This is a genomic window from Psychrobacillus sp. FSL H8-0487 (genome assembly GCF_038008385.1).
In the GTDB taxonomy this organism is placed as follows: Bacteria; Bacillota; Bacilli; order Bacillales_A; family Planococcaceae; genus Psychrobacillus; species Psychrobacillus psychrotolerans.
Genome location: NZ_JBBOZA010000001.1, coordinates 1,003,224 through 1,017,672, shown reverse-complemented (window position 1 = coordinate 1,017,672; position 14,449 = coordinate 1,003,224). Strand labels below are relative to the sequence as shown.

The window sequence follows — 14,449 nt, the reverse complement described above, 5'->3', positions numbered from 1 at the left end:
CGTCTAATAACTATTTTTAACCAAGTCGTTGACGTGCATCAGCAGATCTTCGAATTGCCTGACCAACATAATTGATCGCTAACATAAGTAATAAGATTAGTAATGCTGCTGGCAACCAGTTCCACCAGGCATTTTCCATTATGAATGGATCTGTTGCATAGCTTACAAGTGTTCCTAAACTTGGTGTAGACGGCGGTAAACCAAAACCTAAAAACGATAGTCCAGTTTCCAATCCGACATTTCCAGCAAAATTTAGTGTCATCTCCACGATTAATAGAGAGCTTAAATTCGGCATCATTTCTTTGAAAATAATAACAAAATTACCTGTGCCTAATGTTTTCGATGCATTTATATAGTCTCTCCTACTTTCAGAAAGAGCTTTACTTCGAATAACCCGCGCAGTACCTACCCATAAGAATACACTCATTATTAAAATGAATATGAGAATATTATATTTTGGTACGATAGTTACAAATACAATGATAATCATAAGAGAAGGTATAGTAATGAAGAAATCAATAATACGCATAAAGATATTATCAATCCATCCTCCAAAATAGCCTGTCACTAAACCAATGACTACACCGATAAAGCCTGTTAATAATGTAACTGATATTGCAATTGTCAATGAGTTACGCGCACCTACTACTAATTGGCCAAGGATATCCCGCCCACCTTTATCGGCTCCTAACCAGAATTTTTCACCTGGTTCTGCTAGCTTGTCACGCAAGCTGATTCGCATAAGCTGAGTTTGGTCAATTTGCCATGCCCATATATATATGCTTCCAATAACTACAATTAACGATATTAATGAGAACATTGCTAATTTATCTTTCATAAACTCCCGCGCAATAACTTGAAAACCAGTCGGGGGAGAGCTTACTTTCATCTCTTTTGATGCTTCAATAGCTTCCGTATTTTTCATTATTTGGACTCTCCTTATCCATTATTTTTTAGTCAATCCTAATTCGAGGGTCAACGATGCTCATGATGATATCGGATAATAGACTTCCTAATAATGTTAAGAATCCAAAAAGCATAACAAGTGCTGTAATTACACTATAATCACGCCCATTAATTGCGTGAATGAACAATTGTCCCATACCATGATATCCAAAAATAGTTTCAATAAAGATAGATCCAGTTAGAAGTCCTGTAATTGTAAACCCTAAAAAGGCTGCAATCGGTAACAACGAGTTACGTAATATATGACGAGAATATACTTTATTGATCGGAATACCTTTACTTTTCGCAGTCCGTACATAATCTAACGACTTAGAATCAATAATTTCGGAACGTAAGTACTGAATAATCCCAGTAGTCGCAAGTAAGGCATACGTAATCGCTGGTAATAAAATATGATAGAACTTACTCCATATGAAGCCAGCTGTTCCAGACTCGTATTTAATATCTACGGTCCCACTAGTAGGGAACCAACCTAATTCGTATCCGAAGAAGAACAGATTGATCAATCCTAATACAAATGTTGGTATGGCAAAAACTATAAAGCTATACAATACAATCGTTTTATCTAGGAAAGAGTCATGGAATCTACCAGCTATAACTCCTAGTGGAATGGCAATTAAATATAATAAAAATACACTTAACAAAGATAACCATAATGTATTCAACGCACGCTCTCCGATTAAATCAGCAACAGGGACGTTAAAGGTGTAGCTACGTCCAAAGTCTCCTTGAAAAGCATTCCCAATCCAGTTCACATATTGAACATACCATGGGTCATAGAAACCAGCTTTAATACGAAGTTCTTCTACTCTAGCGGGATCTGTTTCTGGAGTGATTAATCCTGTAAAAGGGTCCCCAGGCATAAACTTCGCCATTATAAATATTAAAAGACTAAGTACAAATAATTGTGGAATCATTACGAGAATACGCCTAATTATTGTTTTCCACATATTACATGCCCCCTTTGTTCTGAGCACTCATTGCCACTTGATGTGTATTGGAGATTGTTTGTAAATCAAAAACTCTTCCATTCTCATCATAATAATTATGGTGATTCGTTAAATAATCTACTTCTACAGCTCTTCGAATATTCTTTCGCTCTTCGCGATTTGTCGGATTTACTTCGGGTATTGCAGACAGTAATCTTTTCGTGTATATATGTTGAGGATTTGTATAAATATCATTTCGATTACCAGACTCTACAAAACGTCCTTTATACATAATCGAGATATTATCACACATATGTTTAACTACTCCCAGATCGTGGGATATAAATAAGAAACTCAATCCAAACTCCTCTTGAATATCTTTTAAAAAGTTTAAAACCTGTGCCTGAACGGATAAATCGAGTGCCGATACTGGTTCATCAGCAATAATTAGTTTGGGATTACTTGCAATTGCTCTTGCAATACCTATACGTTGTTTTTGTCCACCTGAAAATTCATGGGGATATTTGATTCTTGCTTCCTCACTCATCCCAACAATCGCCAGTAATTCATTTATTCTTTTTCTTTCTTCACCAGGAGAAAGTTTCAAGAAATTACGAATAGGTTCTGCGATGATATCCTCTACTCTTTTTCGCGGATTCAAACTAGAGTGTGCATCCTGGAAAATCATTTGGATATCACGGTTATAGGCGGAATTTCTACTTCTTACTTTGTTTGTAACATCCACGCCTTCATAAATAATGTTTCCAGATGTAATTTTCTCTAGACCGATAATAGATTTGCCAGTTGTAGATTTTCCACAACCTGATTCTCCTACTAGTCCATATGCTTTCCCTTTTTCAAATTCAAGATTTATTCCATCTACAGCGTGCACATTATCTACAACTGTATTGAAAAATCCTCCACGAATAGGGTAATGCACCTTTAGGTCATTAATTTGCATGAAACTCATAGGGGATTACCTCCTTTTTCACTTTCAAAGTGAAAATGCTGCCAGCATGTACATCTAACGAGATGACCTGGAGATACTTCATGCAATGTCGGATTTTCTTCATGTGCTTCAGCAGGAATCCAAGGGATACGATCTGCAAATCTACATCCTACTCTTGGTAATTTTACTAACGATGGTACCATACCTTGTATTACTTGTAGCTTTTCATTCTCACTATTCATCTGTGGAATAGAATTTAGTAGTGAACGTGTATATGGATGTCTAGGATTTGCAAACAACTCATCTACAGGTGCTTCTTCAATAATTTGCCCAGCATACATAACTACAACACGGTCAGCCGTTTCAGCTACTACACCTAAATCATGTGTGATTAATACAATACCTGCTCCTGTTTCATTTTGAAGTTCTTTCAACAGATCCAGAATCTGAGCTTGAATTGTAACATCTAATGCAGTTGTCGGTTCATCAGCAATAATAATATTTGGTTTACAAGAAATAGCAATTGCAATAATTACACGTTGTCTCATCCCGCCTGAAAGTTGGTGGGGAAACTGTTTAGCAATTCGATCTGGATTCGGGATTCCTACTTGTTTTAGTAATTCTAATACACGCGTATTGCGCTCTTGTTTTGACATTTTAGTATGATACACAAGACCTTCTTCAATCTGCTCACCAATTCTCATTAATGGGTTTAAAGCTGATAACGGATCTTGGAAAATCATTCCTATTTCTTCTCCACGGACATCATTTAACTTATCCTCTTTCAACAGGGCTAGGTTTTCCCCATTATATAGAATTTCTCCTTGAACTCGTGTCTTGTTATGGTCATATAGTCCAATAATAGAAGTGGCTAATGTAGATTTCCCGCAACCTGACTCGCCCACTACTGCAAGTATTTCATTTCTTCTTAAGGTTAGGGATACACCATCAACCGCATCGTAATATGTATCTTTTATGCGAAAACCTGTATGTAAGTCGTTTATGGTTAAAAGCTGATCTAAGTTGTTCAACATATTGCTCCTTTCAGTAATCGCTCTACTAAACTATTATTTTAGAAGTCTACTTGCTCATTCAATGTTTAAATTTTCTGTTTATTATTACCTTCTGGTTAAATTCTATTACAGTTCTATTACAATCGCAATATTATTTTTTCATTATTTGATTAATTGGATACTTTGAGAAAATTTAAATAATCTAAAAAGCTAGTTATAACATAGGATTGAAGCATATATAAATAATTAAAATATTTTATTGGAATATTAATATATTCGTCATATTTCAACATTTTCTCTTACAAAAAAGTTGTTTTGTGTATTAAAACACTGATGAATCAACACTTTAAAGCGATGAATTATAGAATTCAAAAAAAGCATTTCCAAATAAACCTTGGAAATGCTTTGAGAGAATAATTTTATATTTTTTTGAATAATATACTTGCATTATGTCCACCGAAACCTAATGAATTACTCATAGCATATTCGATGTCTTCTTTTCTTGCAGCATTTGGCACATAGTCTAAATCACATTCTGGATCTGGAGTGTCTAAATTCATTGTCGGTGGTAATATTCCCTCTTTTAATGCTAATACAGTGAAGATTGCTTCAACGCCACCTGCAGCACCTAAAAGATGGCCTGTCATAGACTTAGTAGAACTCATAGCAAGTTTATATGCATGTTCTCCAAACACAGTTTTCACTGCCATTGTTTCAAAATGGTCGTTGTATGGTGTACTCGTTCCATGCGCATTAATATAATCTACTTGTTCTGGTGAAATTGTAGCATCGTCAAGGGCTTGTTTCATCGCACGAGCTGCACCTTCGCCTCCTGGTGCTGGTGCTGTAATATGATGTGCATCTCCAGTTGAGCCATATCCGATAATTTCCGCATAAATTTTAGCTCCACGTGCAACGGCATGTTCATATTCCTCTAAAATAATAATCCCAGCGCCTTCTCCAATTACAAATCCATCGCGATTTGCATCAAATGGACGAGATGCTTTCTCAGGATCTGTATTTAACGTAAGGGCAGTATTTGATACAAATCCTGCTACAGACATATGAGTAATAGGTGATTCTGCTCCGCCTGTAATCATCACGTCTGCATCCCCACGTTCAATCACCTTAAATGCATCTCCAATTGAGTTTGTGCCAGATGCACACGCTGTTACCGAACAAGAATTAATAGCCTTCGCGCCAAAATGAATGGATACTTGCCCTGCTGCCATATCTGGAATCATCATTGGTACAAAAAATGGACTTACTCGGCGTGCTCCTTTTTCTAAGAAGATACGGAATTGTGCTTCATAAGTCTCCATTCCCCCTATACCAGAACCAATCCATACTCCTGTACGAAGACCAATTTCTTCTGTTATTGTCAGGTTGGCATCTTCGACAGCCATAATAGAAGCAGCTAATGCGTAATGGGTAAAGCGATCCATTTTTCGTGCTTCTTTTCTTTCAATATATTTTTCTATATCAAAGTCTTTTACTTCAGCAGCAACCTTAGCAGCAAACTGTGATGCATCTAATCTTGTCAGCATACCTACTCCAGATTTTCCTTCTTTAATACCCGACCAAGTTGTTTCTATATTATTACCTAGTGGTGTAACAGCTCCTAAACCCGTAACTACTACTCTGCGTTTCATCATGTAAGATTCATCCTTCCAAATTGTTCGCTTATTTTCCCCATTTTAATGCAATTGCACCCCAAGTTAATCCTCCACCAAAGCCAACCATCACAATAATATCATCATCTTTTACTTTGCCATTTATCACTTCATCATATAACGACAATGGTATAGAAGCCGAAGATGTATTACCGTATTTATGGATTGTTTTAGACATCTTTTCAATTGGTAATCCTAGTCTTTCTCTGGACGATTCCATTATACGGATATTGGCTTGATGTGGAATGAGCATATCCACTTCTTCTTTGTTTAGACCAGCTTTTTCTATTACATTAATCGCAGATTCGCCCATTTGTCTTACTGCAAATTTAAATACTTCTCGTCCATTCATATGAAGATGAGGACCTTCTTGTGATAAATGCTTCCCACCACTACCATCAGCACCGAGTTCAAAAGATAAAATTCCTCGTCCTTCTGACACTTTACTAATTACCGCAGCACCAGCACCATCTCCGAATAATACTGCTGTATTTCTATCTTCCCAATTAGTAATTTTAGAGAGTTTTTCTACTCCCACAACAAGCACGTGGGAATATGTATCAGACTCCACAAATTGCTTCGCTGTAACAAGTCCATACATAAAACCTGCACAAGCAGCCGACAAGTCCATTGCAGCAGCATTTGTTGCGCCAATTTGTTCCTGTATCATTGTTGAAACACTTGGAAAAGGACGGTCTGGTGTTACCGTCGCTACAAGTATCAATCCAATTTGATCAGCTGTTATTCCTGCGTCTTTTATAGCTTCTTTTGCAGCTTTCACAGCCATATGAGATGTATTTTCTTCTTCTCCAGCAATTCTACGTTCTTCTATACCAGTCATTGTTCTTATCCATTCATCAGATGTATCCATTCTTTTCTCAAGGTCTTCATTTGTCAAAACATGCTCAGGTGAATATGTTCCTAAACCAATTATTCCCGCATTCATGAAAGTTCCTCTTTTCTTATAATCTATTATTAGTACCTGGTATTAATAATAACGAATATATGTACATTTTTCAACAACAGAGTTCCTTTTGCCAAATATTCTTTTGTAATATGCTATGCTATGTTATGATATATATATAAAATTAGCGCCTGAGGTGAAATTACATGCAATATATAATGACAGTATTTTGGTCAGTAGTTTTAGTTACAATGTTAAATTATGTAGTAAGTTCCGTGCAAAACGTTGAATTTGTGTTCATGAATGGTATTATCATGTCCATTCCAGTTGCAATTATGGTTCTAATTATCGCAGCTATCATTCCTGAGGAACCAACAGCTAAAGCACATCACTAAAAAAGCCTTCCCACACGGGAGGCTTTTTTTTAGTGATAGACAAGAAAGTATATAAAAATGCAACATGAACACTGGTTTTACGGGACTTTTAAGAATGAATAATGCTACTGATTTCGATTTCAGGTGGACGCTTTCCGCGGGCTTGGCTTCAGCCTCCTCCGCAAGCTCCTGCGGGTTCTTCAGCTCAAGCTCTCCCGCTAAGAGTCGCCACCTTCCACTTCACGCAATATAAAGTGTAGTCTTCACTCTGAGATAGGGCAAAGTATATCCCTAAGATAATAAGAGTAATCAAAGTTAATAAAGTGATAAAACCGTCTGCCTAGTTAGGAATACTATTTTATCATGTAGAGGCGATTGGGTTTTCTTTTATTTGAGTCTATTTCATCATTACTTATTTTAAGATAGAACTAGTATATTTAAGTGGTTTTAAATCCAATTATACTTTTATATAAAGTGTGTCTAGTTGATTGGAGCGCAGAGCGGCGACTCCAGCGGGACCGCGCGAGCTGAAGACCCTGGACTGAGCGTAAGCGAGAGAAGTGGCTGAAGCCGTGCCCGCGGAAAGCGCCCGATCGCAGAGGAAATCAACGGCATATCTACGTTTCTGTTTTTTGAGGACCGCGCGTCTTTTTGTCTGGTTTTCCTGTAGTTCTTCCTAATACTTGTGATTTTATTAACTTTCCATCATGATTTTCAGTTCATCCTCTTCCATTTTAGCAACTACCTTACTGCCAGGTAGAACAGTACCACCGATTAGCAATTTAGCTACTGCCGTTTCTAAGTAACGTTGAATATATCGTCTCAATGGTCTTGCACCAAATGCTGCATCTGTACCTTCCTCAACAATCCACCGTATCACTGAATCATCTACTTGCAACTCTATTTCTTGTTCATGCAAACGACTTTGAAGTTGTTTCACATATTTTTCTGTAATCTTAATGAAATGATGCGTGGTTAAGGAATGGAACATAATAATATCATCTAAACGATTTAATAATTCTGGTTTAAAATGTTCACGTAATGCACTCATCACAAGGCTTTCATCTTGTTCCGATACTTCCCCAGTTGTATTTGCTAAGTACCCTGAGCCAATATTAGAAGTTAAGATGACAATTGTATTTGTAAAGTTTACAATTCTACCTTGGCTATCCGTTATTCGTCCATCATCCATCAATTGCAATAAAATATTTGCGACATCTGGATGTGCTTTTTCTATTTCATCGAGCAACACGACTGAATACGGATTTCTACGAACAGCCTCTGTTAATTGACCGCCTTCTTCATACCCGATATATCCTGGAGGTGCTCCAACCAAACGAGAAACACTGTGCTTTTCCATATATTCCGACATATCAATACGTATAAAATGCTCCTCAGAGTCAAATAAATTTGCCGCTAATGATTTAGCAAGTTCCGTTTTACCAACTCCCGTAGGCCCTAAAAATAAGAAAGATCCAATTGGTTTATGAGGATCTTTAATACCTGCTCTTGCACGCCAAACCGCCTCTGTCACTAACTGGACAGCTTGATCTTGTCCAACTACTCGCTCTCCTAATGTTTCATTCAAGCGTAAAAGCTTTTCTCTTTCTCCCTCTACCAGCTTTGTTACAGGAATACCAGTCCATCTTGAAACAATAGAGGCAATTTCCTCTGCTGTTACCTCTTCTCGTAATAGACGAGTTTCTGTATCTTCATTTACTTGGTTTTCATACACTTGAAGCTCTTTTTCTAGTGTGGGAATTTTACCATGGCGAAGCTCTGCTGCTAAGTTTAAATCGTATTGATTTTCCGCCTCTTCTAATTCTCGGCGATAGAGATCCAGTACTTCTCGTTTTTGTTGAATTACTTGAATAGCCTCTTTTTCTAGCTGCCATTTTGTTCGCATTTCACTTGTTGAAGTCTCTAATTCTTTTAAATCCTTACGCAATTGCTCTAGTCTTTTTTGACTTGCTGCATCCTTTTCTTTCATTAACGCTTGTTCTTCAATTTGAAGCTGCATCATTTTTCTTGTAACTTCGTCGAGTTCCTGCGGCATTGAATCGATTTCTGTCCGAATCATCGCGCAAGCCTCATCAACTAAATCGATTGCTTTGTCTGGCAAAAACCGTTCTGTTATATAGCGATTTGAAAGCTCTGCCGCTGCTACAATTGCTCGGTCATGGATTCGCACCCCGTGATGTAGTTCATAGCGTTCTTTCAGTCCGCGTAAAATAGAAACTGTATCTTCTATAGAAGGTTCTCTGACCATTACTTGTTGGAAGCGTCTTTCAAGTGCTGGGTCCTTCTCAATATACATTCGATATTCATCGAGTGTTGTAGCTCCAATACAATGCAATTCCCCGCGCGCTAACATTGGTTTCAACATATTACCGGCATCCATTGCACCATCAGATTTCCCTGCGCCAACTATCGTATGAATTTCATCGATGAATAAAATAATTTGTCCTTCGCTATCTTTCACTTGCTTTAAAACGGCTTGAAGGCGTTCTTCAAATTCTCCGCGATATTTTGCACCAGCGATTAACGAACTCATATCAAGCTCAAAAATCTGTTTCTCTTTCAAGCCTTCTGGTACATCCTTACGTACAATTCGCTGGGCTAGTCCTTCTACAATGGCCGTTTTCCCTACCCCTGGTTCGCCTATTAATACAGGATTATTTTTCGTTTTTCTCGATAGGATTCGAATAACATCCCTTATTTCCTGATCACGCCCAATAACAGGATCCATTTTCCCCTCTTTGACTGCATTTACTAGATTTCTACCGTACGTTTCTAAAGGACTTTTTTCATCTTGCTGTTTCATTTGCATTTTACAAACCTCTCCTCGCGAAATAGTTTGACCTTCTTTGACTAATATAAGTATACGTTTTTCCTATAACCTTTGTAAAGAAATATGGCATGATATTTGGTTAAGTAAATTACCTAAATATGCTATTATATATGAAAGTGCACATATGAAAACAAATGTGAATATCGGAAAGGAAGTAATAATTATGAATGAACAAAGTTCCAATTCACAAGGTATACATGCACTATTCGAACAATATGGAGTCAACTTAAAAGTAGATAAAGATCAATCCATTTTTTTAGAAGGTGAAAGGTCAGAAGATGTTTTTCTTGTAAAAACAGGTACCATTCGCATAAGTAAGGATACAGAAAGCGGAAAAATATTAACTTTGAGAATTACTGGAAATAATACGATTATAGGAGAAACTTCTATTTTTTGCGAAGTTTTGTATCATTCCGTTTCGGCAAATGCAATAGAACCTACCCACTTATTAGTATTATCTCGTTCTACATTGGAAAAATACTTATCGGATGATTCTACTCTTATGAAAGAATGGCTTCAAATCCTACAAGTGCATAATTTAAAAAACGAAACTCGCTTAAGAGATTTATTGCTCCATGGGAAAAAAGGTGCGTTATTGTCCACATTAATACGATTAACAAATACATATGGGGTAAAACAAGAGGATGGTGGTATACTAATAGATCGCGCATTGACCAATCAAGAGTTGGCCAACTTTTGTGCTACTAGCAGAGAAGTTGTAAATCGGATTTTAAATGACTTAAAGAAAAAAAGGGTTCTATCGTTAGATAATGGTATGATTACAATTCATAATCTACCTTTTTTACGCACAGAAGTTGAGTGTGATAACTGTCCATTGCATATTTGTCGAATTGACTAGCTGCTGAGCTAATTCAGCGGCTTTTTTGTTTGGATTTTGGAAGGTGAAACTTAGAAGGAATCGTGTTTAACTCAGGGCACTATTGTGGAGCTTCATAATAAAAAGTCGAATCTACTAGGATTCGACTTTTTACTCGATGTATTTTATTATCTAATTCCTAGTGCTATTTTAGCGTAGCGGGACATATTGTCTTTTGACCATGGTGGATTGAAGACAACATTCACATCTGTTCCTTTTACTTCAGGTAGTTCACTAAGTGCTGTTTTTACTTGATCTACAATCTGTGGACCCATTGGACAACCGATTGATGTTAATGTCATGGTAACTTTTGCAATATCTTCATCTGCTAATTGCACATCATATACTAAACCTAAATTGACAATATCTATGCCTAGTTCAGGGTCGATAACATTTTCCAGAGCGGCCATCATACTATCCTTCATGTCTTGTTCTTCATCTTGACTCATATTGAAAACCTCCTCTATTTTATCCCGCTTAACAGGCTATATATCAATCATATCAAACTCAACAGTTTATGCCAAACTATCCGCAAGCCACTGCATAGAAGCTAGCAATCCTTTTCGTGATACTGCATGTCCAGCTGACTTCTCGTTCATCAAGACTATGTTCTTTTTATCATATCGCTTTCTAAGCGAAGCGATAAATTGGGCAGTTGGTTCATATGGTACTACAGGATCCTTTTCTCCATGCCAGAAGAATAATGGCGTTTCAATAAGATTATCAGGATAGTTTGATGCGTCAAAAGTAGCTAATGTGTCGAACATATTTTTTCGTTCAACCGCATTCAATGGTACTTTGAATCCTTTTTGTTCAACGGAAGCAATTTGTCCTTTCGCAAGTTCTACATAACCAGGCGTACCCATCATAATAGCAGCAGCGTCAATCCATGGATAGACTGTTAAACAGCCTAGAGTAGTAATACCACCCATTGACGTTCCACCTATACCAATTTTTTGACCTGTGAAATAGCCACGTTTTTCTAACTCAAGCTTAATATGCCCAACTTCTTCGATAGAAGTTAAAACAATTTCCCAAAAACGAAGACTTATTTCTACTTCATCTAATTTTTCATCTCGTTCTCCATGTAGATGTGCATCTGGTAAAATGACGCGACAGCCTTGTTGTACAAGTTGGTAAGCGTAATGTAGGTTATGCTCTTTTCCACTTTCAAATCCGTGTAAAAAGATGACAATTGGAGCATCCTTTTTTGTTTCTTCTTTAAAAATATGTAATAACGGAATGTTTCCCCATGCCTCGGTAGTAACTATCATTGCTATCCCGCCTTTCTTCTATCATTATTCTACCAAAGTAATCTTAAGAGTTCAAAGAGGCTGATTTTACATTTTGACGTTATTCATTGAAAACGATACACTTTAAAGTAAGATAGAAGGGAGTTTTTTTTATGAAACCAAATTTAATCGTGTTAGATTTAGATGGTACTTTATTGACCGATGAAAAAGTAATTTCAACAAAAACTAAAAATATACTTCAGCAGGCAAAAAATGAGGGACATGAAGTAATGATTGCCACTGGTAGACCTTATAGATCCAGTGAAATGTATTATAAAGAGCTCGGTTTGAGTACACCAATTGTTAACTTTAACGGAGCATTTGTTCATCATCCTGGAAGATCCTCATGGAAAACTGTACATACACCGATAGATTTAAAGGTTGTCAAACAAGTAGTTGAAGCGGTAGAAGGTTATTCCATCAAAAATATGCTCGCGGAGGTATTAGATGATGTATATTTACATTATCACGATGAAAAAATACTCTCAGCATTTTCATTAGGGAATCCACAGGTAACTACCGGAGATTTACGCAGCCTTTTGAAAACAGACCCAACTAGTTTACTTATCCACGCAGAAGAAGACTCGGTCGATTTAGTACGCCAGCATTTAAGAGATGTTCACGCGGAAGTAATCGATCATCGTCGTTGGGGTGCACCTTGGGATGTTATTGAAATTGTACGCCATGGTTTAAATAAGGCGGTTGGACTCTCCCAAGTATCCAAGTTCTTAAACATACCAAAGGAACGTATTATTGCGTTTGGTGATGAAGATAATGATTTAGAAATGATAGAATATGCTGGTGTTGGAGTAGCTATGGGTAATGCAATTAGTCCTCTTCAATCCATCGCCAATGAAGTAACTTTAACGAATAATGAAGATGGTATTGCAGAATTCCTAATAGAAAGATTAAACTTAACTAAATAGATTCTGCTGTTTTTCACTCCAGGCGGACACGTTACCCTCCAACAACCAAAATCAACAATTTCTAAAATGATTAAAAATATGATGCCACGCAAAAGTTATATTAAATTTGAAACAAGTAATTATGAAATTAATACAAATAAATAGAGTTACAGGAGGATGGGAAATGAGAATATTTGCTGATAGTGCTTCAGATTTACCTAAGAGTTTTTTTGAAGAAAATAACGTTCTTTTAGCACCACTTAGAGTTCATATTGAGGAAGATGAATACGAGGATATTATTAGTATTGATTCTTCGGAAGTTTATGCTGCAATACGTGCAGGGAAGCATCCAAAAACTTCACAAGTTTCACCTGAATTATTTTTACGCTTATTTGAAGATCTTGCAAAGTCAGGAGAAGAAGGATTATATATTGCATTTTCATCGGCTCTTTCCGGAACCTATAGCACAGCTATGATGATGCGGGAACAATTATTAGAAACGTATCCAGATTTAAAACTGACGATTATCGATACTCAATGTGCATCACTAGGATATGGTTTGGTCGTTAAAGAAGTAGTTAGACTGCGTGATGAAGGAATGGATGCGGCTCAAATTATTGAAAAAGCACATTTTCATGCCGAGCATATGGAACATTTATTTACCGTGGAGGATTTAGATTATTTAGCACGTGGTGGGAGAGTTTCTAAAGCGAGCGCATTTGTTGGAGGGTTACTTAATATTAAACCACTGCTCCACGTAGAAGAAGGCAAGCTCGTGCCTTTAGAGAAAATCCGTGGACGTAAAAAAGTGTTGAAGCGTATGCTTGATATGATGGATGAACGAGGAGATACTATAAGTGAACAGACAATCGCTCTTTGTCATAGTGATGATGAAGCGACAGTACTAGATTTAAAGCAAATGATTGTAGAAAGATTCAATCCGAAGAATATTGAAATATATTCCATCGGTTCAACTATTGGTGCGCACGTTGGTCCAGGAACAATGGGACTGTTTTTCTTAAATAAACGACCATAAAAGTTAAAGTAAGATCTATAGTTTATGTAGATCTTATTTTTTTTGGAGAATACTTTCTCATTTACTTCACATACTACCATTTACATGGAGAAATTCTGTGAAAATATAAACTAGGAGTGAGACAATGGGAATTTTGAGTGGTAATCCAAAAGAAGAACCTTTACATTACGGTGAAGTATATGCTCTGTGGTCAAACTTAGTAATTAATAACGGGTTAATCGCCGCATATCAAACTTTTTATAATCATGCAGGTGATGATGAACTAAAACAGTTGATAGAAGAGTGCTATAAAGCTATGGAAGAAGAAAATAAACAAATTGAGAAGATATTAAAAGTAAATTCCGTTGGTTTACCACCTGCACCCCCTGCTCGCGCAGATGCTCGACTTGAAGATATTCCGGTTGGTGCACGATTTAATGACCCTGAAATTGGAGCGGCATTAGCCATGGATTCAGCTGCTGGACTAGTAGCATGTAGCAAAGTAATGGGTGAAAGTATCCGCGAAGATATTGCTATGCTTTACGGACAATTTCATATAGCTAAAACTCAAATTGGTGCAAAAATTCTACGCTTAAACAAAAGTAAAGGGTGGTTGGTATCTCCACCTCTTCATAATTTCCCTAGTAAAAAATAGTTTTTCGCAGTCCCACAAAAAAACTGTTCACCCGTAAATACAGGTG

Annotated in this window: 14 protein-coding genes; 5 read left to right on the top strand and 9 right to left on the bottom strand. The window is 36.9% G+C overall.

Annotated features, from left to right (window positions below):
• Nucleotides 1-16: 16 nt before the first annotated feature.
• The 6 genes from MHI47_RS04790 to MHI47_RS04765 all read right to left on the bottom strand — a co-directional run bounded on the left by MHI47_RS04790 (nt 17) and on the right by MHI47_RS04765 (nt 6,476).
• Nucleotides 17-925 (bottom strand): ABC transporter permease, encoded by a 909-nt coding sequence (locus MHI47_RS04790; RefSeq protein ID WP_093535609.1) that lies wholly within the window; start codon nt 923-925, stop codon nt 17-19.
• 28 nt (nt 926-953) lie between these two features.
• Complete coding sequence (gene opp4B, locus MHI47_RS04785; RefSeq protein ID WP_340829863.1) at nt 954-1,916, bottom strand: oligopeptide ABC transporter permease; 963 nt, start codon at nt 1,914-1,916, stop codon at nt 954-956.
• A 1-nt stretch (nt 1,917) separates the two neighbouring features.
• Entirely contained in the window at nt 1,918-2,865 is a 948-nt protein-coding gene (locus MHI47_RS04780; protein ID WP_093535613.1) for an ATP-binding cassette domain-containing protein, read from the bottom strand.
• Nucleotides 2,862-3,875 (bottom strand): ABC transporter ATP-binding protein, encoded by a 1,014-nt coding sequence (locus MHI47_RS04775; RefSeq protein WP_245762632.1) that lies wholly within the window; start codon nt 3,873-3,875, stop codon nt 2,862-2,864. The genes MHI47_RS04780 and MHI47_RS04775 overlap by 4 nt, the downstream gene beginning before the upstream one ends.
• A 401-nt stretch (nt 3,876-4,276) precedes the next feature.
• Nucleotides 4,277-5,512, bottom strand: a complete 1,236-nt coding sequence (gene fabF, locus MHI47_RS04770) for a beta-ketoacyl-ACP synthase II (RefSeq protein ID WP_340761767.1) — start codon at nt 5,510-5,512, stop codon at nt 4,277-4,279.
• 28 nt (nt 5,513-5,540) lie between these two features.
• Nucleotides 5,541-6,476 (bottom strand): beta-ketoacyl-ACP synthase III, encoded by a 936-nt coding sequence (locus MHI47_RS04765; RefSeq protein WP_340761765.1) that lies wholly within the window; start codon nt 6,474-6,476, stop codon nt 5,541-5,543.
• Between the two features lie 164 nt (nt 6,477-6,640).
• Between MHI47_RS04765 and MHI47_RS04760 the strand changes: the two genes are divergently transcribed.
• Nucleotides 6,641-6,829 carry a YjzD family protein gene (locus MHI47_RS04760; RefSeq protein ID WP_340761764.1) on the top strand — a complete coding sequence of 63 codons (189 nt, stop codon included), beginning with the start codon at nt 6,641-6,643 and terminating at the stop codon, nt 6,827-6,829.
• A 673-nt stretch (nt 6,830-7,502) separates the two neighbouring features.
• Here MHI47_RS04760 and MHI47_RS04755 read toward each other — a convergent pair.
• Nucleotides 7,503-9,638, bottom strand: coding sequence for an ATP-dependent Clp protease ATP-binding subunit (locus MHI47_RS04755; RefSeq protein WP_340829861.1), 2,136 nt, complete (start codon nt 9,636-9,638; stop codon nt 7,503-7,505).
• Nucleotides 9,639-9,822: 184 nt separating this feature from the next.
• Here MHI47_RS04755 and MHI47_RS04750 point away from each other — a divergent pair, with 184 nt between their 5' ends.
• Nucleotides 9,823-10,518: a Crp/Fnr family transcriptional regulator gene (locus MHI47_RS04750; protein WP_340768591.1), complete on the top strand. Its 696-nt coding sequence runs from the start codon at nt 9,823-9,825 to the stop codon at nt 10,516-10,518.
• Nucleotides 10,519-10,664: 146 nt separating this feature from the next.
• Here the strand turns inward: MHI47_RS04750 and MHI47_RS04745 are convergent, their stop codons facing one another.
• On the bottom strand, nt 10,665-10,985 hold the full coding sequence (locus MHI47_RS04745; RefSeq protein ID WP_093537336.1) for a metal-sulfur cluster assembly factor: 321 nt from the start codon (nt 10,983-10,985) through the stop codon (nt 10,665-10,667).
• Between the two features lie 66 nt (nt 10,986-11,051).
• Nucleotides 11,052-11,810 carry a prolyl oligopeptidase family serine peptidase gene (locus tag MHI47_RS04740; protein ID WP_340761758.1) on the bottom strand — a complete coding sequence of 253 codons (759 nt, stop codon included), beginning with the start codon at nt 11,808-11,810 and terminating at the stop codon, nt 11,052-11,054.
• 131 nt (nt 11,811-11,941) lie between these two features.
• Between MHI47_RS04740 and MHI47_RS04735 the strand changes: the two genes are divergently transcribed.
• The 3 genes from MHI47_RS04735 (at nt 11,942) to MHI47_RS04725 (ending at nt 14,403) form a co-directional block, all read left to right on the top strand.
• A complete protein-coding gene (locus MHI47_RS04735) occupies nt 11,942-12,754 on the top strand; it encodes a Cof-type HAD-IIB family hydrolase (protein WP_340829858.1) in 813 nt (270 codons plus the stop codon).
• Nucleotides 12,755-12,917: 163 nt separating this feature from the next.
• A complete protein-coding gene (locus MHI47_RS04730) occupies nt 12,918-13,769 on the top strand; it encodes a DegV family protein (RefSeq protein WP_093537333.1) in 852 nt (283 codons plus the stop codon).
• A 124-nt stretch (nt 13,770-13,893) separates the two neighbouring features.
• The gene (locus tag MHI47_RS04725) at nt 13,894-14,403 is read left to right on the top strand and encodes a DUF3231 family protein (RefSeq protein WP_093537332.1); all 510 of its coding nucleotides are present in this window, start codon (nt 13,894-13,896) and stop codon (nt 14,401-14,403) included.
• Nucleotides 14,404-14,449 lie beyond the last annotated feature (46 nt).